The sequence below is a fragment of the Sphingomonas sp. T1 genome (assembly GCF_902506585.1).
GTDB lineage: Bacteria > Pseudomonadota > Alphaproteobacteria > Sphingomonadales > Sphingomonadaceae > Sphingomonas > Sphingomonas aerolata.
This window is the reverse complement of record NZ_LR733875.1, coordinates 3,305,870-3,329,380: the sequence shown is the minus strand read 5'-3', so window position 1 is coordinate 3,329,380 and position 23,511 is coordinate 3,305,870. Positions and strand designations below refer to the sequence as shown.

The 23,511-nt window shown below is 67.3% G+C and carries 23 protein-coding genes and 2 pseudogenes; 14 read left to right on the top strand and 11 right to left on the bottom strand.

Annotated features, from left to right (window positions below):
- Positions 1 to 92: 92 nt before the first annotated feature.
- Both GV027_RS15180 and GV027_RS15175 read right to left on the bottom strand, forming a co-directional pair.
- The gene (locus GV027_RS15180) at positions 93 to 311 is read right to left on the bottom strand and encodes a hypothetical protein (protein ID WP_159512369.1); all 219 of its coding nucleotides are present in this window, start codon (positions 309 to 311) and stop codon (positions 93 to 95) included.
- Positions 308 to 1,042, bottom strand: coding sequence for a Crp/Fnr family transcriptional regulator (locus GV027_RS15175; RefSeq protein WP_159512959.1), 735 nt, complete (start codon positions 1,040 to 1,042; stop codon positions 308 to 310). Before GV027_RS15175 ends, GV027_RS15180 begins: the two co-directional genes overlap by 4 nt.
- A 122-nt stretch (positions 1,043 to 1,164) precedes the next feature.
- Here GV027_RS15175 and gntA point away from each other — a divergent pair, with 122 nt between their 5' ends.
- Both gntA and GV027_RS15165 read left to right on the top strand, forming a co-directional pair.
- Entirely contained in the window at positions 1,165 to 1,863 is a 699-nt protein-coding gene (gene gntA, locus GV027_RS15170) for a guanitoxin biosynthesis heme-dependent pre-guanitoxin N-hydroxylase GntA (RefSeq protein ID WP_159512368.1), read from the top strand.
- Positions 1,856 to 2,437 carry a DUF1989 domain-containing protein gene (locus tag GV027_RS15165; RefSeq protein WP_159512367.1) on the top strand — a complete coding sequence of 194 codons (582 nt, stop codon included), beginning with the start codon at positions 1,856 to 1,858 and terminating at the stop codon, positions 2,435 to 2,437. Before gntA ends, GV027_RS15165 begins: the two co-directional genes overlap by 8 nt.
- Positions 2,438 to 2,476: 39 nt before the next feature.
- On the opposite strand, the gene GV027_RS15160 is transcribed toward GV027_RS15165, so the two are convergent.
- Positions 2,477 to 2,887, bottom strand: coding sequence for a (deoxy)nucleoside triphosphate pyrophosphohydrolase (locus GV027_RS15160; protein ID WP_037529009.1), 411 nt, complete (start codon positions 2,885 to 2,887; stop codon positions 2,477 to 2,479).
- Between the two features lie 31 nt (positions 2,888 to 2,918).
- Here GV027_RS15160 and GV027_RS15155 point away from each other — a divergent pair, with 31 nt between their 5' ends.
- A complete protein-coding gene (locus tag GV027_RS15155) occupies positions 2,919 to 3,134 on the top strand; it encodes a Flp family type IVb pilin (protein ID WP_443029542.1) in 216 nt (71 codons plus the stop codon).
- Positions 3,135 to 3,254: 120 nt separating this feature from the next.
- Positions 3,255 to 3,428, top strand: coding sequence for a Flp family type IVb pilin (locus tag GV027_RS15150; RefSeq protein ID WP_031396231.1), 174 nt, complete (start codon positions 3,255 to 3,257; stop codon positions 3,426 to 3,428).
- A gap of 76 nt (positions 3,429 to 3,504) precedes the next feature.
- On the opposite strand, the gene GV027_RS15145 is transcribed toward GV027_RS15150, so the two are convergent.
- The 4 genes from GV027_RS15145 to GV027_RS21730 are packed head-to-tail and all read right to left on the bottom strand — an operon-like array spanning position 3,505 to position 7,455.
- Positions 3,505 to 4,452 carry an acetyl-CoA carboxylase carboxyltransferase subunit alpha gene (locus tag GV027_RS15145; RefSeq protein WP_159512366.1) on the bottom strand — a complete coding sequence of 316 codons (948 nt, stop codon included), beginning with the start codon at positions 4,450 to 4,452 and terminating at the stop codon, positions 3,505 to 3,507.
- Positions 4,453 to 4,483: 31 nt separating this feature from the next.
- A complete protein-coding gene (locus GV027_RS15140; protein ID WP_159512365.1) occupies positions 4,484 to 5,431 on the bottom strand; it encodes a tyrosine-type recombinase/integrase in 948 nt (315 codons plus the stop codon).
- Positions 5,432 to 5,444: 13 nt separating this feature from the next.
- On the bottom strand, positions 5,445 to 7,337 hold the full coding sequence (locus tag GV027_RS15135; protein WP_159512364.1) for a hypothetical protein: 1,893 nt from the start codon (positions 7,335 to 7,337) through the stop codon (positions 5,445 to 5,447).
- Positions 7,321 to 7,455, bottom strand: a complete 135-nt coding sequence (locus GV027_RS21730; protein ID WP_260171443.1) for a hypothetical protein — start codon at positions 7,453 to 7,455, stop codon at positions 7,321 to 7,323. Before GV027_RS21730 ends, GV027_RS15135 begins: the two co-directional genes overlap by 17 nt.
- A 103-nt stretch (positions 7,456 to 7,558) precedes the next feature.
- Between GV027_RS21730 and GV027_RS15130 the strand changes: the two genes are divergently transcribed.
- From GV027_RS15130 to GV027_RS15120, 3 genes are read left to right on the top strand one after another with little or no spacing between them, the layout of a single operon-like run.
- Positions 7,559 to 8,098 (top strand): shikimate kinase, encoded by a 540-nt coding sequence (locus GV027_RS15130; protein ID WP_031395245.1) that lies wholly within the window; start codon positions 7,559 to 7,561, stop codon positions 8,096 to 8,098.
- The gene (gene aroB / locus GV027_RS15125; RefSeq protein ID WP_159512363.1) at positions 8,095 to 9,195 is read left to right on the top strand and encodes a 3-dehydroquinate synthase; all 1,101 of its coding nucleotides are present in this window, start codon (positions 8,095 to 8,097) and stop codon (positions 9,193 to 9,195) included. The genes GV027_RS15130 and aroB overlap by 4 nt, the downstream gene beginning before the upstream one ends.
- Positions 9,195 to 9,335: a DUF2256 domain-containing protein gene (locus GV027_RS15120; RefSeq protein ID WP_159512362.1), complete on the top strand. Its 141-nt coding sequence runs from the start codon at positions 9,195 to 9,197 to the stop codon at positions 9,333 to 9,335. Before aroB ends, GV027_RS15120 begins: the two co-directional genes overlap by 1 nt.
- Before the next feature lie 13 nt (positions 9,336 to 9,348).
- On the opposite strand, the gene GV027_RS15115 is transcribed toward GV027_RS15120, so the two are convergent.
- Genes GV027_RS15115 through GV027_RS15100 form a run of 4 tightly spaced genes read right to left on the bottom strand, consistent with a single transcriptional unit; the run spans position 9,349 to position 12,489 of the window.
- On the bottom strand, positions 9,349 to 9,678 hold the full coding sequence (locus GV027_RS15115; RefSeq protein ID WP_159512361.1) for a DUF423 domain-containing protein: 330 nt from the start codon (positions 9,676 to 9,678) through the stop codon (positions 9,349 to 9,351).
- Positions 9,675 to 11,438, bottom strand: coding sequence for a cation:proton antiporter domain-containing protein (locus GV027_RS15110; RefSeq protein WP_159512360.1), 1,764 nt, complete (start codon positions 11,436 to 11,438; stop codon positions 9,675 to 9,677). Before GV027_RS15110 ends, GV027_RS15115 begins: the two co-directional genes overlap by 4 nt.
- The gene (locus GV027_RS15105; RefSeq protein ID WP_159512359.1) at positions 11,438 to 11,926 is read right to left on the bottom strand and encodes an iron-sulfur cluster assembly scaffold protein; all 489 of its coding nucleotides are present in this window, start codon (positions 11,924 to 11,926) and stop codon (positions 11,438 to 11,440) included. Before GV027_RS15105 ends, GV027_RS15110 begins: the two co-directional genes overlap by 1 nt.
- A complete protein-coding gene (locus GV027_RS15100) occupies positions 11,923 to 12,489 on the bottom strand; it encodes a CvpA family protein (RefSeq protein ID WP_159512358.1) in 567 nt (188 codons plus the stop codon). The genes GV027_RS15105 and GV027_RS15100 overlap by 4 nt, the downstream gene beginning before the upstream one ends.
- Positions 12,490 to 12,559: 70 nt before the next feature.
- On the opposite strand from GV027_RS15100, the pseudogene GV027_RS21285 reads away from it, so the two are divergent.
- The 7 genes and pseudogenes from GV027_RS21285 to GV027_RS15070 form a co-directional block, all read left to right on the top strand.
- Positions 12,560 to 12,782 (top strand): annotated as a pseudogene (locus GV027_RS21285) (efflux RND transporter periplasmic adaptor subunit); the annotation flags it as partial.
- Between the two features lie 17 nt (positions 12,783 to 12,799).
- A complete protein-coding gene (locus GV027_RS15095) occupies positions 12,800 to 13,423 on the top strand; it encodes a glutathione S-transferase (RefSeq protein WP_159512957.1) in 624 nt (207 codons plus the stop codon).
- 142 nt (positions 13,424 to 13,565) lie between these two features.
- Positions 13,566 to 15,905, top strand: a complete 2,340-nt coding sequence (locus GV027_RS15090) for a TonB-dependent receptor domain-containing protein (RefSeq protein WP_159512956.1) — start codon at positions 13,566 to 13,568, stop codon at positions 15,903 to 15,905.
- Positions 15,906 to 16,050: 145 nt separating this feature from the next.
- Entirely contained in the window at positions 16,051 to 17,169 is a 1,119-nt protein-coding gene (locus tag GV027_RS15085) for a DUF47 family protein (RefSeq protein WP_159512955.1), read from the top strand.
- Between the two features lie 261 nt (positions 17,170 to 17,430).
- Positions 17,431 to 18,428 (top strand): annotated as a pseudogene (locus GV027_RS15080) (anion permease).
- Positions 18,429 to 18,504: 76 nt separating this feature from the next.
- A complete protein-coding gene (locus tag GV027_RS15075) occupies positions 18,505 to 21,177 on the top strand; it encodes an EAL domain-containing protein (protein WP_159512357.1) in 2,673 nt (890 codons plus the stop codon).
- A gap of 407 nt (positions 21,178 to 21,584) precedes the next feature.
- Complete coding sequence (locus tag GV027_RS15070; RefSeq protein ID WP_409349135.1) at positions 21,585 to 23,471, top strand: ribonucleoside-diphosphate reductase subunit alpha; 1,887 nt, start codon at positions 21,585 to 21,587, stop codon at positions 23,469 to 23,471.
- Positions 23,472 to 23,511: the final 40 nt, after the last annotated feature.

The window sequence follows — 23,511 nt, the reverse complement described above, 5'->3', positions numbered from 1 at the left end:
GATGCGGAACCCCGCGTGCCGCGGCGGCACCCCCCGGCCCGCGCTGGCAGGCCGTGTCCAAGGCGCCGAAGGACCGGTCAGGCTGCCCGGGACTAGACGTCGTCAGACGCCTCTGAATGCCCATCCATAGCGTTTGAAGGCGGGGTCTGCTGTTCAGCTAGACGTGCCGCCTCGATCAGCCGGCGGCCCGTTTCGGCCGCCGCCGCGGGCGTCATCGCGATTGCCAGGCCATTGGGTCCATCAAGCGTCACCTGCCCCTGCTCGGCCGCCGCTACGCCCGGCTCGTCCTCCGGCTTCAACCTGTCGTTCATGCAAAGGCTCCGGCGGGGGTGGCGCTCGTCCCGTAAAGATAGTCGGGATGAAATTCCCCAACACTCGCCAGCCCGGCTGGATCCATGATCTCGACGGTATTTGCCCGGAATGTCACCAGCTTGCGCTCTCGCAGCAAGCGCAGCACACGATTGACGTGGACACCGGTGATGCCGCAGGCCTCCGCCAGATCGGGCTGGGTCATCGGCAGCGTGTAGCAGCCGTCCTTCGCCAAGCCGACCATCGCCAATCGTGCGTAGATCTCGCAGAACAGATGCGCCACGCGGCCCTCGGCGCCGAGCCGCCCCATCCGGAAAATCCATTCGCGGTGCATCGCCGCATCCAGCAGCGTGCTGAACCAGAGCCGCTGCGTCAGATGCGGATGCCGTTCCGTAATCGTCTTCAGCGTCGCATGATCGAACGTCGCGACCTTTACCGGCCCCAATGTGGCGACGTCATGATCCAGCCGCTTCATCGGGAAGGCGTGAAGATCGACAAAATCCCCCGGGATATGGACGGCGACGAGCTGCCGCAGACCATCCCGATCATCCATGTAACGGCAGATGAACCCTTCGAGCAGCAGCGTGCTCGTCTGGACGGGCTGGCCGGCACGCACGAGGCGATGACGCGGCGGCAGCGACCTTACCTCGGCGACGCTGTCTTCCAGGATCTGCTTTTCCTGTGCGCTCAGGTCCTCGCGGCCTCGGCCCAGCAAAAATTTTTCCGTCAGCATGCCTGTTTCCCCACCGCAATACCGCGCACGTGACGCGCTCATCAGCGGATTCATATTGATCGAGATGAGTCAATCGCGTCGAAGGCGAAACAAAGCCGCCGGCCATCTGTTCCTCGTCGACCATGTATCAGCCGCAATCCCAAAACGACCATCCGCTCGCACGCGCGTTCATCGTGACGATCAAGGACACTGCCTTCCCGTGTGTCGGCGCCAAGTCGGCGCTGGCGAAGGGGCAGATGGACATCATCGTCGCGCGCGACCTTCGATCGGCATGGGACGACCTGCGCATCCTGCCCATGTTGGGCGACACGGTTCGAAAATATCATGAGGACCGCGCGATCTTCCGGACGCTCGTGGTGCTGTTCGAAGGTCCGGCCGACAGTGCCACGCACCTGAGCGAAGAGGAATTTGAAGCGCACCTCTGGGCCCGGGCCCAGTCGCTGAGCGACAAGGATGCGTGGCTTGGTCATCGTCCCGATCCATCGGTCAGCGCCGATCCCGATGATCCGCATTTTTCGCTGAGCTTTTCCGGCGAGGCATTTTTCGTCGTCGGCCTGCATCCGCAGGCCAGTCGTCCCGCGCGTCGTTTCGAGGCGCCGGCGATGGTGTTCAACCTCCACGATCAGTTCGAGGTGCTCCGGACGCAACAGCGTTACGACAAGCTGCGCACGTCGATCCTGGCGCGCGATCTCGAGCTGGCGGGGTCGATGAACCCGATGCTTGCGCGCCACGGCGAATCGAGCGAGGCACGCCAGTATAGCGGGCGGGTCGTCGATGATTCCTGGAAATGCCCGTTCAAGCGGAGCAGTGCACATGGTTGAGACGATCAGCCCCCGGTCGGGGACAGCCTTCATGCTCGATCGCGGCCAGACGCTGACCGTGATCGATCCCGAGGGCCGGCAGGTCGCCGATCTTCTGGCTTATAGCTGCGCCGACACGCGCGAGGTGATTTCGTCGGGGCGGACGCTGGACTATGCCAGCCGGCTCTATCTCACCACGGGCGACCGGCTCTATTCGAACCGCAGCACCGTGATGCTCGACATCATCGCCGACGATGTCGGCCGGCATGATTTCCTGCTGACGCCGTGTTCGAAGGAAACCTTCGCGATCATCTACGGCGACACCGATCCGCACCGGGGCTGCTTCGGCAATCTCGCGGCCGCCCTCGCGCCTTATGGTATCGAGCCGGATGCGATCCCGGTCGCGTTCAACTGCTTCATGAACGTGCCGATCGATGGCACGACGGGGGCGTTCACGGTCGAACCACCCCTCAGCCGCGCCGGCGACACCGTCACGTTCCGCGCAGAGATGGACCTGATCATCGGCTTGACCGCCTGTTCCGCGCTCCAGTCCAATGGCGGTGCGTTCAAACCGATCCAGTACCGGATCGACTGACGCCGTCTGCCCTTTGGCGCCGAAACGCCGGAGGTGAGCTCACAACAAGGCGTCGAGCAGTCCGATCAACGGCCGGTCGGCAGGTGGCATCGGCAGGTCGTGCATGTCCGCCGGGCGGACCCAGCGCAACGCGGATGCCTCGAGCGCGCGCGGCACGCCGGTCCATTTGCGCGTGATATAGAGAAGCAGGAGCAGATGCCGGTCGTCGAGCGGCGCACTGGCGAAGGCGGCGGGGGCAAGGCAGGCCTGCGGCACGGTGATCGCCAGTTCCTCTTCCAACTCGCGGATCAAGGCGGCTTCGGGCGTTTCGCCTGGCTCGACCTTGCCGCCCGGAAACTCCCACAGACCTGCAAGCGAGCGGCCCTCGGGGCGCTGCTGTAGCAGGACGCGGCCGTCCGCATCGACCAGCGCGGCGGCGACGACCGGCAACAAGTAAGCGACTTTGGTCATTCGTTAATCTCCGCGCTGTATAGGGCATGCCATGAAGCCGAAGCTGATCGTCGTAAAGACCATGCGTCGCAAGATCCGCGCCGCTGCGGCCGCGCTCATCACCGACCGGCGCGGCGCTACCGCAGTCGAATACGGCCTTATTCTTGCGCTCGTCGTTCTCGGCATGATTGCCGGACTCGTCTATCTTGCTGATGGCACTACGGCGCTCTGGAGCATGCTGCACAACCGAGTAGCTAACGCGCGCTAACCATAGCAAAAATCCGCCCGTTTAAGCTTTTCTCAATGGGTCACGTCTAGTCACGGAATTGCTGATCCGGTGTAGCCCCGGGCGGCCGGGTGACTGATGCTTTTAACGATGGAGACCGGAATGCAGACGCTTCGGAAGATTTTCAAGAACACCAAGGGCGCAACCGCAATCGAGTACGGCCTGATCGCCGCGCTGATCGCCGTCGCAGCCATCGCCGCAATGCAGGGCCTGGGTGGCAGCCTGAACAAGACGTTCAACAACGTCTCGACCAAGCTGAACGGCTCGACGACCTGATCTGCTCGGTCCCAGGATCGAAACGAAACGCATAGGGCGGCGGATCTTCGGATCCGCCGCCCTTTCGTTGTCGGGCTCAGAGACGACCCATCTTGAGGAACTTGGCCTGGCGTTCCTTGCGCAGCTCGACCGGCGACAAAGGAACGAGCGAGTCGAGTGCATCCGTCAGCGCGTCGCCCAGCGCGTCGATCGCCACCGCGCGGTCACGGTGCGCGCCACCCAGCGGTTCGGGGACGATCGTGTCGATCACGCCGAACGCCTTCAGATCCTGCGCGGTGATCCGCATCGCCTCCGCCGCCTCAGCCGCCTTGTCCGCGGTACGCCACAGGATCGACGCACAGCCTTCGGGGCTGATCACCGAATAAATGGCATGTTCGAACATCAGCACGCGATTGCCCGCCGCCAGCGCGACCGCGCCACCTGATCCGCCCTCGCCGACGATCGCCGAGACGATCGGCACGCCTGCGTTCAAGCAGGCTTCGGTCGACCGGGCGATCGCCTCCGCCTGCCCGCGCTCTTCCGCCTGGATGCCGGGAAACGCCCCCGACGTGTCGACCAGCGTCACGATCGGCAGGCCGAACCGGTCCGCAAGCTCGACGAGGCGGATCGCCTTACGATAGCCCTCGGGCTTGCCCATGCCGAAATTGTGCCGCAACCGGCTTGCGGTATCGTCGCCCTTCTCATGGCCGAGCACCATGATCTTGCGGCCGCGGAACGTCGCAAAGCCCCCCAGGATCGCCTGGTCGTCGCCGAACGCCCGGTCACCGGCGAGCGGCATGAATTCCTCGAACAGCGCGGCCGCATAATCCTTGAAGTGCGGCCGCTCGGGATGGCGCGCGACCTGCGTCTTCTGCCACGGCGTCAACCGGGCGAAGGTGTCCTTCAGCAGCTTGTCGGATTTCGCCTGCAACCGCATGATATCGGCGGACAGATCGAGATTGCCATCGCTGGCGGTCTCACGAAGTTCGTCGATCCGCCCCTGCAGTTCGGCGATGGGTTTCTCAAAGTCGAGGAAGCTTGGCATCCGCGTCGGTTACGGGGCGCGCGCCGGAACGTCAACGTGAGGTCGCGTGCTCCGGATCGGTCAGGGGGTGGCGGGTGTTGACGAGCTCGATCAGTTTGCTCGCCTCGACATGCGTATAGATCTCCGTCGTCGCGATATCGGCATGCCCGAGCATCGCCTGCAACGCCCTCAGATCGGCGCCCCCCGCGAGCAGATGCGTCGCGAAGGCGTGGCGCAGGACATGCGGGCTGACGCGGTCGGGGGGCACCCCCGCCTCTGCGGCCAGCGCCTTGACGATCTGGTACAGGCGAATCCGTGACAAATGCCCCTTGCCGGAGGGGAACAGCCACGGCTGATCCGCCGCGACATGCGTGCGCCACAGCGCGACGGCGGCACGCGCCCGGTCGGAAATCGGCACGAGCCGCTCGCGCCCGCCCTTGCCGCGCAGGATCAGGAACGGCCGGTCGGGATGCACCGCGGCGCGTGGCAGGCTGACGAGCTCGGTCGCACGCAACCCCGATCCGTAAAGCAGTTCGATCAGCGCGGAGAGCCGCAGGTCGGCCGGATCCATCGGATCGCGCGCGACGCGCTCGACGATCGCGGCGAACAACCGGTCGACATCGGCATGGCTGAGGATCTTCGGCAAGGGCCGTGCCGTGCCCGGCCGCGGCAGTGCCTTGCCCGGATCGTCACTGCGATGCCCTTCGTCGGCGAGAAATCCAAAAAAGCGCCGCAAGGCCGCGGACTTGCGGCCTACCGTCGCGCGCGACAGGCTGCTCCAGCTGTCCGCCAGCCGCCCCAGCGCATCGCCGTCCGCGCGGGCCAGCGCGCCCTCGGCGACGCGTGATGCGAGCATGAGATCGCTGCGATACGCCGCGATCGTGTTCGCCGCGGCGCCCGATTCCGCCGCCATCATCTCGAGGAACCGCTCGATCAGCGCCCGGTCGCTCGCCGGCGGCGCGCGCTCGAACGCATTTGCCCCGGCGACCGCATCGGTCATGATCGGGCCCGCGTCACGCGCGCGCGATCGCCTCGGCCGCGATCATCCGGGCCTCGCCCTCAAGTCCCACGGCGCGCAGGGCCGCGACGATCCGGTACAAGGCCTCGGGCGGCATGCCGTGCCAGCTGGCGGTCTGCATGCCCGTCGCCGCGAGCAGCGCGACCGTCCCCGTCTGGCCGGCCCGCGCGGCCTTGTCGAGCGCACGCGTCCAGCCATTTTCGGTGCCGATCGGAACCGCCAGCGCCTGCGCGGCCCGTTCGATATCGCCCGCGCTCAGACGCCCGAGCCCGGCCAGTCCGGCGAACAGCAGACGCTGCTTCAGGGCCGAATCGCCGCGGCCACCGCTATAGGCAGCCAGATCGCCATAGCTCAGGCGACCGGTCGCATCGGGATCCGCCAGCGCGATCATCGCCCAGCCATCGCCCCCCTTGGCGACCGTGCCGCGCCAGCGCGCCGCGGTCCGGTCGAGCCCCGCGGACAGCATCGCGGCGACCATCCGGTCCGCATCGCGTTCGCCATTTGCGGGCGGGATCCGTGCCGCCGCCCGCGCGGTCAGCACCATCCGGGCATAGGACGGCCAAGCATCGTCCGCCTTGCCCCAGATCGATCGCAGCGCGGTCATCCGGCCTTCGGCGTTGCGGTCGGCATAGGCGGTGCGCAGGTCCTGCACGGTCGCGGCCACCGCGCTCTGCACGCTGTCGTCCGCCTCCGCCGCCGCATAGAGATCGACCAGTGCTGCGCTCGACAGCACGCCTTGCGCCGCGGCGGCGTCCGCGGCGGGCAGGCGGTCGGCGATCGTCATCGCAGGCGACAGCGCCCGCCAATAGGTCGCCTGCACGCCGACGGTCCGGTACAGCGCATCGGGAACGGCGACGCCGGTCGCCATCGCCAGGCCGAACCGCCACGAGGTCAGCTGGTCGACCGAATCCCATTCGATCGTGACCGCCTGACGCCCCTGCCCGCCCGCGCCGACGACCTTCTGCGCGAGCAGCATGTCGACGCCCGACGCGACGTTGCGGCGCCGTGCCGCGGTGATCAGCGTGCCGGCCTGGGTCGGCGATCCCGACAGCCCCGCGCACATCGCCTGCGCCATCGTCCAGCCGCGTGCCGGTGCGCGTTGCATCGCGCCCTCGACGAGCGGGCACAGCGCGCCTGGATCGCCCGCGGCGAGACCGGCGTTCATCGCTACCTGATAGAGTTTGGGTGTGTAATTGCCGGTATCGACGCCCTGCACCACCGCACGCGCGGCGACGGACTCGCCCATGCGCAGCAACAGCCAGGCGCGCTCGGCGGCGAAATCCGCGCCGTTGACGCCGACCGGGGTCTCGACCCGCGACACGAGCGCCCGTCGCAACAGGATCGACATCCAGCGTGACGGGAGCGGCGCGCTTAACCGCCGCATCAGCGTTTCGAGAAAGGGGCCCTCGGCATCGCCGAACGCGTCGGCCGAAAGACCGCCCTCGCCGGGGCCGATCGGCCCGACACGGTCGAGCGAACGGCGGGCCGAGGCCGGCATCTCATATTGCGCGAGAACCGCCGGATCGATCGTTGGCGGCGTGTCAGCGGCAGGCGTCGCCGTCAGCGGCGCAATGCTGCCATCAGGTGCGGGCAGCGGCTGGATCGTCGCCATCCCGGCCGGCGGCGCCGGAACGGGAGCGCCGGGGGACGCGGTCGGGCCCGAAGACGGGGTCGTCGGTGCAGACCGTGCTGGCGCCGACCCGTTGGGCTGCGATTGCGCCGGGCTGGCGGCCGGCGGAGTCCGGCGCGGCGCAGGGGCTGGCGTCGTATCGCCGAAGCCGGGCGGCAGGAGTGATTCCGGTCGGTCCTGCCCGATCGCCGGCGCGAGCGCGGCAAGGCTGCAGGCGGCGGCGAGCGCCGCCAGCGTGACCTTAGGACAGGTTCGCAAGCGTCACGGCCTTCTCGACTTGCGTCTGCGGGCGCTCCGTGGCGCGACCGGCGAGCAGGAACAACCCACCGACGACGACGACCAGGATAACGACGACCGAGACTATCAGGCGGGACATACGCAAAACCTTGTAATGACTGATAGGACATTGCTGACGGATGCGAATAGGCATGCGGATGCCGTTTCCCCCCGCGCAGTGCCGCTGTATAGCGCGGACCGCGATGTTGCAAAGCCACAACCCGATTGCCCCCTGGAGCGGCCCCCCGATCGTGCTCGTCGGCCTGATGGGCGTGGGCAAGACCACCGTCGGCCGCCGCCTCGCGCACCGCCTGCGGCTGCCCTTCGTCGACGCCGATCACGAGATCGAGGCCGCGTCCGGCATGAGCGTGAGCGAGATCTTCGCCAAATATGGCGAGGCCTATTTCCGCGACGGCGAGCGCCGCGTGATCGCGCGGCTGATCGACGGCACGCCGAAGGTCATCGCGACCGGCGGCGGCGCGTTCATCAACGACGAGACGCGCAGCCTGATCCTCGCCGAAGCCACCGCGATCTGGCTCAGCGCACCGCCCGAGATCCTTGTCGAGCGCGTCGGGCGTCGCAACACCCGCCCCCTGCTGCGCAACCGCGACGCGGGCCAGGTGCTTGCCGAGCTCGCGCGCGTCCGCAACCCGATCTACGCCAAGGCGCATATCCATATCGCCAGCAACAAGGCGCCGCACGAGGCGACCGTCGCCTCCATCCTGAAAGCCATCGGCCTATGACCGTCATCACCGTGAATCTGGGCGCACGGACCTATCCGATCCATATCCGGGCCGGGCTGCTCGAGGAAGCCGGCGAGAATCTGGCGTCACTGGCGCGCGGTCGGACGATGGCGATCGTCACCGACGAGAATCTGAGCGGCCATCTGGCGACACTCCAGGCGTCACTCACGGCGCACGGCGTCGCGAGCGAGGCGATCGTGCTTTCGCCCGGCGAGGGATCGAAAAGCTGGGCAACGCTGGAACGGCTGTGCGACCGCCTGCTCGACATCGGCATCGAGCGCGGCGATCACGTCGTCGCGCTTGGCGGCGGGGTGATCGGCGATCTTGTCGGCTTCGCCTGCGCCATCCTCAAGCGCGGCTGCCGCTTCGTCCAGATCCCGACCACGCTGCTCGCGCAGGTCGACAGTTCGGTCGGCGGCAAGACCGCGATCAACACGCGTGCGGGCAAGAACCTGATCGGCGCCTTCCACCAGCCGGCGATGGTCCTGATCGACCCGCAGGTGCTCGACACGCTGCCGATCCGCGAGCTACGCGCCGGCTATGCCGAGGTGGTGAAATACGGGCTGATCGACGACCCCGCCTTCTTCGCCTGGTGCGAGACGAACGGCGCGGCGTTGCTCGCCGGCGACATCGCACTCCGCGAATACGCCATCATCCACAGCGTATCGGCCAAGGCACGCATCGTCGCGGCGGACGAGCATGAGACGACCGGCACGCGCGCGCTGCTCAATCTGGGTCACACCTTCGGCCATGCGCTCGAGGCCGAGACGGGCTTCTCGCAGACGCTGATCCACGGCGAGGGCGTCGCGGCAGGCTGCGCATTGGCATTCCGCTATTCGGCGGCCCACGGGCTCTGTTCGCGCGACGAGGCCGATCGGGTGGCGGCCCATTGGCGTGCGGTTCAACTCCCCGACGGACTGGCCGGCGCGCATGTCGCCGCGGATGGCGCGACGCTCGTCGATCACATGCGCCACGACAAGAAGATGGCGGCGGGCACCCTGCCCTTCCTGCTCGCCCGCGGGATCGGCCGGACCTATCTCGACACGACCGTCGACCTCGACGATGTCGCCGCCTTCCTCGACGCGGAGCCCCGCTGATGCCCAATGGCGTCGCCAAGCAGAACCTGCCGACGAAGATCTGCCCGGCCTGCGAACGGGCGTTCACCTGGCGCAAGAAATGGGCGCGCGACTGGGATTCGGTGATCTACTGCTCGGATGCCTGCCGCAAGAAGCGATAGCGCAGCAGCACCGTCAGCTGCGCGCTGCGCTCCACGCCAGCCACAGCCAGCCACCGATGAGCAACGCGCCGCCAATCGGCGTGATCGCACCGAACCAGCGCGGCGCCCCGAGCGCCATGGCGTAGAGCGTGAGCGCGAAGATCGCCGCGCCGATGACGAACAGCCAGGCCGGCCCCCGCGCCTCCATCCGCACCGCGACCAGCGCCGCGACGACATGGATCAGCTGATACTGCGCACCCGTCTTCAGCCACTCCACCGCGGGACCGCTTGCGCCATGCGCACCGAACGCGCCCGCCGCGACCGCGATGGCGCCTGACAGTGCCGCTAGAACTGCGAGCATCATTGTGGATCATTTCCCCATGGAAAGCGCTGCGCGGTTTCGGTGCGCGCCGCACGAATGTCGCCGGCGGCGATCTGGATGCGCAACCGCTCCTTGTCGCGCGCCCGGTACGCTTCCTCCGCGCGATCGATCTCCGCGGGCGCCACGCCGAGCCCACGCAGCGCAAGCCGCGCCATCTTGACCGCCGATTCGAGAACCTCGCGAACGACATAGGTCGCCGGGCCGTTCTTCAGCTTGACGAGCGTGCGGCGATCGAACGCGCGGACATAGATCTCGGCCTTGGGAAACGCCTCGTGGATCGCCGCGATCGTCTCGGGTTCGATCTGATCGCCGTCGATGCACATGCAGATGAGTTCGGCGTCCGCCGCCCCCGCCTGGCGCAACAGGTCAAGCCGGGTGCCGTCGCCGTAATAGACCTTGGCGCCGAACTCGCCTGCAATGTCGATCATCTCGATATCGGTATCGATCAGCGTGACCGGGATGCCCTGTGCCAGCAGCATCTGACCAACCGTCTGCCCGAACCGGCCATAGCCGACGATGATCGCATTGGCGCCATCGGCGACGGGGCCCTCACGATCGGTGCCTGGGGCAATCGGCTCGGTCCGGAACCGGCGGGTGATCCCCATCAGGAACGGGGTCGTCGCCATCGACAGCGTGATGATCGCGCCGAACAGGCTCGCCGCTTCCGGATCGATCAGCAGCCCCGCCTGCGCCTGCGCGAACAGCACAAAGCCGAATTCGCCGCCCTGGCTCAGCAACAGGCCGAGCGCGAAGGCCTGCCGCCAGGTCATCTTGAACGCCATGCCGATTGCCATGATCACACCGGTCTTCGTCACGATCAGCGCCGCGGCCATCGCCAGCACGAACAGCGGCCGCTCGGCGATCGCGCCGAGATCGAGCAGCATGCCGACCGCGAGGAAGAACAGTCCGAGCAGGATCGATCGGAACGGCTCGACATCGGCCTCAAGCTCATGGCGGTACGGACTGTCCGCGAGCATCACGCCGGCGATGAACGCGCCGAGCGCGGTCGACAGGCCGAGCCATTCCATCACCGCGGCGCTGGCGATGACCGTGAACAGGCCGGCGAACACGAACATCTCGCGCTCGCCCATATTGCCGATCAACCGGAAGAACGGCCGCAACAGGAACCGCCCGGCGATGATCAGCCCGACGACCGCGGCGACCGTGTAGAGCGCGAGCAGCCATCCGGGGGGCGCATTCGCGTCGGCGGGATTGCGGCTCATCGCCGCGACGATCGTGATCAGCGGGACGATCGACAGATCCTGGAACAACAGGATCGAGAAGGCGCGCTCGCCAAAGGGCGTCCGCATCCGCCCCGAGGATTGCAGCATCGGCAACACCTGCGCGGTCGACGACAGCGCGAGCGGCAGCCCCAAGGCGAGCGCGGCGGGCAACGAGAAGCGCGCGCCGAGCCACACGATCGCGGTGATCGCGAGACCGCAGGCAACGACCTGCATCAGGCCCAGCCCGAAGATTTCATGCTTCATCCGCCACAGCCGGCTCGGGTTGAGCTCGAGCCCGACGATGAACAGCAGCAACGTGATACCGAGTTCGGCAAACCCGAGCTTGGCCTCCGCGTCACCCACCAGCCCCAGGACATGCGGCCCGACGACCGCCCCCGCGACGAGATAGCCCAGCGTCGCGCCGAGCCCGATCCTTCGGAACAGCAGTACGAACACCAGCCCGAAGCCGAGCAGGACCACCCCGTCCCGCAACAGCGACGTCGGCGTGCCGTCATGCATCAGACATCGGTCCCGGCAGCTGCGCTCGCGGGGGCCGTGACCGACACCTCCGCATGACCCGACGCAGTGTTCGCCGCGGCTTCGGCCGCCTCCGCCGCCGCTTCGAAAGCGAGGCGGATCGACGGATGCCGCGCGGTATAGTCGAGTGCGGGTGCGAAGACATCCATCCCGGGCCAGTCGGGTGCCTCGCCGGTGCGGGCGAGCCAGGCGGTGATCGCATCGCGTGCCGCCGCCAGCTCCGCAGGCGTCCGCCCGACGATGCTCGAGGCGAGCAACGACGAGGACGCCTGACCCAGCGCACAGGCGCGCACCAGCAGCCCAACCGCGGCGACGCGCCCATCCGCGCCCATATCGACGTCCACCGTCACGCGGCTGCCGCAGATCGGCGAGCGGCGTTCCGCGGTCGCCATCGGCGCGGTCAGGCGCTCATGATACGGAATCGATGCGGCAAGACGCAGGATCTCGGCATTGTAGAGGGGGGCGTTCATGGGGTCGGCTCACTTACGGTATCGGATCGAGAGACGTTCGGCTTCGTGCCGAACACCGGTTTGCCGCGACGGCGGCGATCGACGAAATCGGCGATGCTCGCGCTCGTCGCATTGAGCAGCGGATAGGTGCGCGAACGGGTCATCCATTCGGGCCGCCGCGCCGCACCGCCGCTCATTGTGTCGATCACCAGCGTCGCCAGCAGGAAGACGAGGCTTGCGAGGATCAGTCCCTTCAGCGCCCCGAACCCGAACCCGAGCGCGCGGTCGACCGGTCCCAGGATCGACGTCCGCGTCCGCGCACCGATCGCGTTGGCGACGAGCCTCCCGCCGATATAGGTCAGCCCGGTGATGATCGCGAAGGCGAGGACCGCCGCACCGCTGACCGTCCCGATGACCGGCGTCAGCGCCGCCGCGACGGGGATGTGAAACAGCTTGAGCATCGCCACCATCGCCACCCAGGCGAACATCGAAAGCACCTCGGTCACGAATCCGCGAATCAAGCCGAGCACGGCGGCGCCGGCAACCGCGAGCAGGACGATGACATCGAGGGCGGTGAGGTTCATGATGTCTGGAATAGGGACGAGTGCCGCGAACCGCTAGTGCAGCCGCGCGAACCGCCCGATCATCGCCACCCTCGATCCGCAGACACGGCAGGTGCCGGTCATCGCGACGCTCGACAATGGTGGCGGTCAGTGGCGCGTCGGCGAGCCCGTCACCGCTGCGGTCCAACTCAGCGGTAGCGGAGGCAGCAATGCGGTCCGCGTGCCGACGACGGCAGTGCAGACGGTCGAAGGCAAATCAGTCGTTTTCGTCCGTACGGCCAAGGGGTTCCAGTCGACCCCGGTCACGCTCGGCGNNCCCTATACCCAACCCATGCTCCCCATCCTCTACAGCTTCCGCCGCTGCCCCTACGCAATCCGCGCCCGCAGCGCGGTCGTCGCCAGCGGCATCGCGGTCGAGCTCCGCGAAATCGTCCTGCGCGACAAGCCCGCCGCGATGCTCGCCGCCTCCCCCAAGGGCACCGTCCCCGTCCTGATCCTCCCCGACGGCCGCGTCATCGACCAGAGCCTCGCCATCATGCACTGGGCGCTGGCACTCGCCGATCCGCTCGAATGGCTGGCCGGACAAGACACCGACCTGATCGCGACCAACGACGGCGCGTTCAAGCATCATCTCGACCGCTACAAATATGCCGATCGCCACGGCACCGACCCGCTCGAGCACCGCGCCGCCGCCACCGCGATCCTCGCCGAACTCGACACGCGGCTGGCAGCCACCGGCCACCTCGCCGGCCCCCGCGTCACGCTGACCGACATGGCGATCCTACCGTTCGTCCGCCAGTTCGCGCAGACCGACCGCGCCTGGTTCGACACGCTCCCCCTCCCCGCGCTTCACGACTGGCTGGGCCGCTATCTCGCAAGCCCGCTCTTCGCCGCCGTCATGCCCAAATTCGCGCCGTGGCAGCCGGATGCGCCGACTGTCATTTTTCCAACATGATCCGCGCCTAGCGCATCGCCGGGGGGCATTGCGACAGCATGAGCCGCGCGACGGCGATCACGGTCCACGGGGGTGGCCGCGATCGGCGCGCGCGGCTCGTCGGGTGTCCCTTCGGTAAAACCAAGAAGATCATCCAGGGAATATCACCGTGACACGCACCCGTCTGACCACGTCGCTCCTGCGCGGCATCGCACCCGCGACTTTGCTGCTCGCCGCCCTGCCCGCCGCCGCCCAGGACACGACCACCGCCCCGGCTGCCACCCCCGCTGAAGACGGCCTGGGCGAGATCGTCGTCACCGCCGAACGCCGCTCGGAGAATCTCCAGCGCGTTCCGCTGTCGGTCGGCGTCGCCTCGGGCGATGCGTTGCGCGCGTTCCAGGCGGGTGGCGACGACACGCTGCTGTCGCTGTCGGGCCGCGTCCCCGGCCTCTATGTCGAGACGACCACCGGGCGCATCTTCCCGCGCTTCTACATCCGCGGGCTCGGCAACATCGATTTCTACCTCGGCGCGTCGCAGCCGGTCACGATCATCCAGGACGACGTGATCCTCGAGCATGTCGTGCTGAAGTCGAACCCGGTCTATGACGTCCGCCAGGTCGAGGTGCTGCGCGGCCCGCAGGGCTCGCTGTTCGGCCGCAACACGACCGCGGGCATCATCAAGTTCGACACGATCAAGCCGACCAACGACTTCGACAGCCGCGCCTCGGCCTCGGTCGGCACCTATGGCAGCGTCAGCGTCGATGCGGGCGTCGGTGGCCCGCTGATCAAGGACCTGCTGTCGATCCGCGTCTCGACCTTGCTCCAGCACCGCGAAAACTATGTCGACAACGTCTATGCCGGCGTCACGCAGGACAGCACCGCGACCCCGCGCAAGAACGCGATGGGCGGCTTCGACGACCGCAACGTCCGCGTCCAGCTCGCGCTGACCCCGGGCAACGCCTTCTCGCTCGACCTGTCGGGCCATGCGCGCTGGTATGACGGCACCTCGACGCTGTTCCACCGCGCCGCGCTGAAGAAGGGTTCGAACGACGTCCAGGCCGAGCCGCGCAACATCGTCGCGCTCGACGAAGGCAATGACAATCCGCAGAGCTACACCACCTATGGCGGCTCGGTCCGCGCGACCTACGACTTTGGTCCAGCCGCGCTCACCTCGATCACCGCGTACGAGACGACCTCGGGCTTCAGCCGCGGCGACACCGATGGCGGCGCGGGCGCGAACTTCCCCGTCCGCGGCACGGCGAACGGCTTCGGCCAGTCGCAGGGCCAGATCCGCGATCTTGACCAGTGGTCGCAGGAACTGCGTCTGTCGGGCACGCAGGGCGGCCGCTTCAACTGGCAGGTCGGCGGCCTGTATTTCGACAACCGCGACATCACCGATTTCTACCAGCGGACCTTCTTCCTGACGACCGCGCAGCGCAACCCGAACAACTGGGTCCGCCTCCACGACGTCAACACCTCCTGGGCCGGCTTCGGCCAGGTCAGCTACGAGCTGATGGACCGGCTGACGCTCACCGCCGGCGGCCGCATCACCGAGGACAAGAAGCGCACGCAGCTGCTCAAGCCCGTCCAGACTGTCGCCGGTATCAGCCAGTATCCCGCCGGCTTCCGCACCGACGTCACGCTGAAGGCGACCAAGCCGAGCTGGGACGCGAGCCTCCTCTACCAGGCGAGCCCCGACATCAGCCTCTACTCGCGCATTGCACAGGGCTTCCGCGGACCGACGATCCAGGGCCGCTCGGCGGTGTTCAACTCGGACTTCTCGACCGCCAACTCGGAGACGATCCTGTCGTGGGAGACGGGCATCAAGACCCGCCTGCTCGACAACACGCTCAGCCTCAACGCGACCGTGTTCGGCTACCGCGTCAACGACATCCAGCTGAACGGCAACGATCTCAACGGCAACGGCATCCTGTTCAACGGCAACAAGGCCGAGGCGTACGGCATGGAGGCCGAGGCGAACTGGAAGCCCGTTCCCAACCTCACGCTCGGCGCCGGGCTCAGCCTGCTGCACAGCGCGATTCGCGACAAGACGACCGAGGTGCAGATCTGCGCGCTCAACAACGCGGTCGTCTGCACGCCGTCCGCGGCGGTCCGCCCCGTCCCCGGCGCGTTCGGCACGACCTTCCTCGTCAAGATCGACGGCGAGCCCCTGCCCAATGCCCCTGAGTATAATGTCGACCTGACCGCACGCTACGACCAGCCGCTCGGCAATGGCGGTCGCGCGTTCATCGCGGGCGACTTCAACATCCAGGGCTATACGCAGTTCGTGCTCTACAAGACCAAGGAGTTCACCGCGAACGGCAACTTCGAAGGCGGCCTGAAGATCGGCTATGCCGCGCCCGACGATGCCTATGAACTCGCGGTGTTCGCGCGCAACATCACCGGCGAGAAGAACCTGAAGGGCGTGATCGAGAACTACATGGCCGCGGTGTTCAACGAACCGCGGATCATCGGCGTCTCGCTCAGCGGCAAGTTCCGCTGATACGGCCGGCGTGGCGGTAACCCCGCCACGCCATCCCCTTGCGGATCGTGGCGGTTCATCCGCCACGCCACCCTTGCGGAGCGTCTGGCGCTCGCGCGCGGTGCGTGTCAGACATCGGGTTTGACCTTGCCCGAGGACCCGACCGATCCGCCAGATCGCTGCCCTGCCCTATCGGATCACCGCCGACGGATCCGCCGAGATCCTGCTCATCACCTCGCGCGAGACGCGGCGCTGGGTGATCCCCAAGGGCAATCCGATTGCCGGCCTCGCCTCACACGAGGCCGCCGCGCAGGAAGCGTTCGAGGAAGCCGGGATTCGCGGCATCCCCTGCCCCAGCGCGGTCGGCGATTTCTGCTACGACAAGCGGCGCCGCAGCGGGCGTCTCCGGCCGATGATCGTCAGCGTCTATCCGATGCAGGTCGTCGAACAGGTCGCGGACTGGCCCGAGCGGGATCAGCGCGAGACACGGTGGTTTCCGCCTGATAAGGCCGCCGCCGCGGTCGACGAGCCCGAACTCAAGGCTCTGATCCGAGGATTCCGAAAGCCACCGATCCCGGTGGCGTTCGAACAACGCGTGCTGCCGGTGCTGCGGTCACGAATGAGGAGGCGTTTTCCGATGCTGGGCTGGTTCCAGGCACTCATGCCCAAGCAGGGGCGGTTCTTCGAGCTGTTCGACGCGCATGCCGCGACGCTCGTCGCGGGCGCCGACGCGCTCGCCCGGCTGCTCCACGGCGAGGGCTCGATCGAAAGCCAGATCGCCGAGATCGTGCGCCGCGAACACGAGGCCGACGACATCACGCGCGAGGTCCTGCAGGACGTCCGCCGCGTGTTCGTGACGCCGTTCGACCGCAGCGCGATCACCGACCTGATCGGCGTGATGGACGATGCGATCGACCAGATGAACGGCACCGCCAACGCGATCGCGCTCTACGAAGTGACCGAATTCGCGCCCGAGATGCGCGACATGGCGGGCATCGTCGTCGAGGCCGCGCGAATCACCGCCGAGGCGATCCCGCTGCTCCGCTCGCTCGGCAGCAACGCCGGCCGTCTCCACGACCTGACGGCCCGGCTGATCCAGATCGAGGGTCACGCCGACGACATCCACGACACCGGCCTGCGCGCGCTGTTCGCAGCGTCGAAGAGCCATGCCGACCCGATGGCGTTCATCATCGGCCGCGAAATCTATTCGAGCCTCGAAAAGATCGTCGACCGCTTCGAAGACGTCGCCAACGAGATCCAGGGACTCGTCATCGACCATGCGTGACGCGTCGTTTCGGCCCGAAGCCTCTCCCGTTACACCCCCCCGGCGAAGGCCGGGGCCCAGTTGGGCGACGGCCATGGCTGGATCGATCGTTCGTTACGCGTCGTTTCAGTCCGAAAACTCCCCCAAAGCACCCCCCCGGCGAAGGCCGGGGCCCAATTGGGGGACGGCAATAACTGCGGATCGCGCACCGTTACTGCGGCCTTCGCTATTGGGCCCCGGCCTTCGCCGGGGTGGTAGTTTGGCACCGGCAGGCATCCCCGCATGATCCTCTCGCTTCCGGTCCTCATCGGCCTGATCGGCATCGCGCTGCTGTTCGATTTCCTGAACGGCCTGCACGACGCTGCGAACTCGATCGCGACGGTCGTCTCGACGCGCGTGTTGAAACCCCAATATGCCGTGCTCTGGGCGGCGTTCTTCAACTTCATCGCCTTTGCCGTCTTCGGCCTCCACGTCGCGCAGACCGTCGGCACCGGCATCGTCCATGCGCAGGTGATCGACGCGCAGGTGATCTTCGCCGCGCTGATCGGCGCGATCGCGTGGAACGTCATCACCTGGGTGCTCGGCATCCCCTCGAGCAGCAGCCACGCGCTGATCGGCGGGCTGCTCGGCGCGGGCGTCGCCAAGATCGGCTTCGGCGCGATCGTCTGGAGCGGCGTGATCAAGACCGTCAGCGCGATCTTCGTCTCGCCCGCGGTCGGGCTGCTGCTCGCGCTGCTGCTCGTCCTGCTGGTCGCCTGGACCAGCCTCAAGCTCACCCCGCTCGGCGTCGACAAGCGCTTCCGCAAGCTCCAGCTGATCTCCGCCGCGCTCTATTCGCTCGGCCACGGCGGCAACGACGCGCAGAAGACGATGGGGATCATCGCGGTGCTGCTCTATTCGCAGGGGCTGCTCGGCGGCGAGTTCCATGTGCCCTTCTGGGTCGTGCTGTCCTGCCAGGCGGCTATGGCGCTCGGCACGCTGTCGGGCGGCTGGCGGATCGTCCATACCATGGGGTCGAAGATCACCCGGCTGACGCCCGCACAGGCTTCTGCGCGGAGACCGGCGGCGCGATCACGCTGTTCGCGGCGACCTTCTGGGGCGTGCCGGTCTCGTCGACGCACACGATCACCGGCGCGATCGTCGGCGTCGGCGCCGCGCGCCGCCTGTCGGCGGTGCGCTGGAACGTCGCCAGCAACATCATCATCGCCTGGACGGTGACGCTGCCCGCCGCCGCCGCGATCGGGGCGGCGACCTATTGGCTGACCGGGCTGTTTATCTGATAAATGCAGGCGCTTACGATCTGTTAAGCATGATCGGAGGGCAATTGCGCAACCGCTGATGCGGTACGCTTGCGGGATGTTCTCGCGCTCTCCCGCCATTCCCCTCCGCGATCATCCCGACGCCACGAGCCTCATCCTGTTCGGGCTCGTCGAAAGCGACGAGGATGCGTGGAGCGCCGCGCAGCATGTCCGCCTCGCCAAGGTCGGCGCGGTCTGGCCGGTCGCGCTGATCGCGCATCTGGTCGCCGCGGCGATCGTCTTCGGCGTCTCGCTGGCGGCACGGCCGGCGCTGATCGCGGCGGTGGCGGTGCATGCGGGGGTGATCGCCCTGCTGTCCGGCGCGGCCTTTGCAACGGTGCGCAGCAAGACGCTGCGCGAATGGCCGATCCATCGCCGCAATGCGGTGCTCGCGACCTGCGCCGCCGGGCTGTCCGCCGCGCTCCTGTCCTTGCTCTGGGTCACCGTCGAGCTGCCGGGCGGGCCGATCGAGCTCGCCGGGCTGGTTGCGATCGTCGGTGCGATCAGCGTGACCGCGATCACGCTTTACGCCGTGCGCGCCGCGACCCTGGGGTTCGGCATCGGCCTGGCGCTGATGCTGACCTTGCTGTCGGGCGTGGGGATCGCGCCGGTCGTTGCGATCGCCGCCTTTGCCGGCTTTGCCGCGGTCGCCTACCGGATGGCGCGGATCGACTATGCGCTCGCGCTCGATCATGCGGACCAGTCGAGCGAGGGCCGGCTCGCGATGAAGCTGATGGCGGAGTTCGAGAATTACGGCCCCGGCTGGTTCTGGGAAGCCGACCGGCGCGGCCGCATCACCTATATCTCGCCCAAGATGGCGCACGCGCTCCCGCCGCCGTCGGATCCGGAGGAGGGGTGCGACCCGTCGTCCGGGCTGGTCGGCTGCATCCTCACCGACCTGTTCCGCATGGACAGCGAGGCGCCCGGCACCGAACGCACGCTCGCCTTCCATCTGTCGTCGCGCACCTCCTTCTCGGACTATTCGGTCTGCGCCGCCGCCGACCCCGCGCCCGAGCGCTGGTGGTCGATGTCGGGCCGACCGGTGATCGACGAGATCGGCCGGTTCCAGGGCTTTATCGGCACCGGCTTCGACCTCACCGAAAAGCGCAAGGCCGATGCCGAGATCAACCGCCTCGCGCTGTTCGACGGGCTGACCGGGCTCGCCAACCGACAGCGGATGCGGCTGTCGCTCGACAAGACGCTCGCGCAGCAGGCCGGGCCCTACCGCCCGACCGCGCTGTTCCTGATGGATCTCGACCGGTTCAAGGCGGTCAACGACACGCTCGGCCACCAGGCCGGCGACCTGCTGCTCAAACAGGTCGCGCAGCGGCTCACGCGCGTCGTCGGTGACGCAGGGCTGGTCGGCCGGCTCGGCGGCGACGAGTTCCAAGTCGTCCTGCCCGGCGTCGACAACCGCGACACGCTCAGCACCCTGTCGCGCGAGCTCATCCTCGCGCTGTCGCAACCCTATTTTATCAGCGGCGCGTCGGTCTCGATCGGCTGTTCGATCGGCATCGCGATCACGCCGCAGCACGGCAAGGATTCGGAGACGCTGATCCGCAATGCCGATCTCGCGCTCTATGCGGCCAAGGCCGATGGCCGCGGCGTCCACCGCTTCTATTCGGACGACATGCTGGCGGGGGCGAAATCGCGCAAGCAGCTCGAGGACGATCTGCGCATCGCGGTGACCGAGGGCGCGTTCCACCTCTGCTACCAGCCCGTCGTCAGCACGAAATCGACGCGGATCGTCGGCTATGAGGCGCTGATCCGCTGGAACCACCCGACGCGCGGCCCCGTGTCGCCCGCCGACTTCATCCCGATCGCCGAGGAATGCGGGCTGATCGAGGCGATCGGCACCTGGGTCCTGCGCACCGCGTGCAACGCGGCCGCGCGCTGGCCCGCCGACGTCCGCGTCGCGGTCAACGTCTCGCCGATCCAGTTCGCCAACCCCGCGCTCCCAGCGCTCGTCACCAGCGCGCTCGCCCAGTCCGGGCTGCCCGCCAACCGGCTCGAGCTCGAGATCACCGAAGGCGTCTTCCTCGACGAGAGCGCGTCCTCGGACCAGATGTTCAAGGCGCTGAAAGGAATCGGCGTCCGGCTCGCGCTCGACGATTTCGGCACCGGCTATTCGTCGCTCGGCTACTTACGCACCGCGCCGTTCGACAAGATCAAGATCGACCAGTCGTTCGTGAAGGGCGCGGCCGAGCCCGGCAACCGTAACGCCGCGATCATCAAGGCGATCGTCATGCTCGCCGACACGCTCGGCATGGAGACGACGGCGGAAGGCGTCGAGCTGCAGGACGAGATCGCGCTCGTCCGCGATCTCGGCTGCAGCCATATCCAGGGCTATGTCTATGGCCGCCCGGTCCTCAACGAGGTGGTGATGGAACAGCTTGCCACCGCCGCGGGGGTGGCGACCGCCGCCGGGTTCAAGACCAGCCGTGCGCCGCGCGTGCGGATGCTGCGCTCGGCGCGGCTGCTGGTCGAGGACACGCTCGTCGATGTCCGCGTCCGCGACATCTCGACCAGCGGCGCGATGGTCGAGGGGCTGATGGTCCGCGGCGATCCGACCGGCGCCGGCGTCTCGATCGAGCTCGTCGACGGCCAGATGATCGGCGCGCAGATTCGCTGGCTGCGCGACGGCCGCGCCGGGCTCGCCTTCGACCATCCGGTCGATATCGAACGGCTCGGCCCCCCGCCGCTGGTCCGCGGGATGCGCCGCGCGGGCTGACCACGGGTCCGCTCGGCTCGCTCGAAAATATTTCGAAAGGCGCGAAATCCGCTTGCGTATCGCGAACCCGGCGCAGATCCACGCGTCGCGCCGCCGCCGCCGCGTCCGGACACCCCAATCCACCCTAGGCAGGGCCGCAACGGGCCAACTAGCGGCTTGCACCCGCTGCGGGATTGGCACAGTATCTGGGGGCTACTTACAGCGGCAGGCCCTATCTCTGGTAGAACATGGTGCGCCCCTTGGGCTGCCACCCTGATTGTCGACAGGCGTGACCACGCGCTGCCGATCAGTTTTTGTTCTGCTTTTGATCTGCCCGATGATAGCATGGGATATGCTCCCGATTCGAACGATTACAGAATTTTAGGAGCGGTCTTTTGGATTTCAGAGACAGCAGCCGGGATAGCGACATGACGACCGACACCATCGAACAGACCCTCGACACGCCCGCAGCAGAGGCCCCCAAGGCGCCGCGTCAGGCGCAGGACAGCCATTCCGTGCGCGCGCAGATTTACCCGGTCGAGGTCGATCACAGCCGCGACGCGCTGCTGACCGAATTCGGCAAGGAGACGCTCAAGGACCGCTATCTGCTCCCGGGCGAGAGCTATCAGGATCTGTTCGTCCGCGTCGCCTCTGCGTACGCCGATGACGCCGGCCACGCGCAGCGCCTCTACGACGCGATCTCGAAGCTCTGGTTCATGCCCGCCACCCCCGTTCTCTCGAACGGCGGCACGGGTCGCGGCCTGCCGATCTCCTGCTATCTCAACTCGGTCCCAGACAGCCTCGGCGGCATCGTCGACACTTGGAACGAGAATGTCTGGCTCGCCTCGCGCGGCGGCGGCATCGGCACCTATTGGGGCAATGTCCGCGGCATCGGCGAGCCGGTCGGCCTCAACGGCAAGACCAGCGGCATCATCCCGTTCGTCCGCGTCATGGATTCGCTCACCCTCGCCATCTCGCAGGGCTCGCTGCGCCGCGGTTCGGCGGCCGTCTATCTCGACGTCTCGCACCCCGAGATCGAGGAATTCCTCGAGATTCGCAAACCCTCGGGCGATTTCAACCGCAAGGCGCTGAACCTCCACCACGGCGTGCTGATCACCGACGCCTTCATGGAGGCCGTGCGCAACGGCGAGGAATGGCATCTGCGGTCGCCGAAGGACCAGGCGATCCGCGCCACCGTCGACGCGCGCTCGCTGTTCCAGAAGCTCGTCGAGACGCGTCTCCAGACCGGCGAGCCCTACATCGTCTTTGCCGATCACGTGAACAAGGCGATGCCCAAGCATCACCGTGAGCTCGGCCTTAAGGTCTCGACCTCGAACCTCTGCTCGGAAATCACGCTGCCGACCGGCAAGGATCATCTCGGCAACGAGCGGACCGCGGTCTGCTGCCTGTCGTCGCTGAACCTCGAAACCTGGGATCAGTGGAAGGACGAGAAGGGCCTGATCGAGGACGTGATGCGCTTCCTCGACAACGTGCTGCAGGATTATATCGACCGCCACGAGCCCGGCATGGAACGCGCCGCCTATTCGGCGGGCCGCGAGCGTTCGGTCGGCCTCGGCGTCATGGGCTTCCATAGCTTCCTTCAGGCACGTGGCATCCCGTTCGAGGGTGCGATGGCCAAGTCGTGGAACCTGCGGATGTTCAAGCACATCAACGCGCAGGCCAACGAAGCCTCGATGCAGCTCGCGATCGAGCGCGGGCCCTGCCCCGACGCCGCCGATGTCGGCGCGATGGAGCGGTTCAGCTGCAAGATGGCGATCGCACCGACCGCGTCGATCAGCATCATCTGCGGCGGCACGTCGGCGTGCATCGAGCCGATCCCGGCGAACATCTACACGCACAAGACGCTCTCGGGCAGCTTCTCGATCAAGAACCCGTATCTCGAGAAGATGCTCGCCGAGAAGTCGAAGAACTCCGACGCGGTGTGGAACTCGATCCTCGAACAGGGCGGTTCGGTCCAGCATCTCGACTTCCTCTCGACCGAGGAAAAGGACTGCTACAAGACGTCTTTCGAGATCGACCAGCGCTGGCTGCTCGAACTCGCCGCGGACCGCACGCCCTATATCGACCAGGCGCAGTCGCTGAACCTGTTCATCCCCGCGGACGTCGAGAAGTGGGACCTGCTGATGCTCCACTTCCGCGCCTGGGAGCTCGGCATCAAGTCGCTCTACTATCTCCGCTCGAAATCGGTACAGCGCGCCGGCTTCGCGGGCGGGGTCGAGGCGGACAACACCATCGACCTGCGTCAGATCGACGTCGAATCGAAGGATTATGACGAGTGCCTCGCCTGCCAGTAAGCCCCCGACCCATCACCGTGGCGGGCCCGCCCGCCGCCTG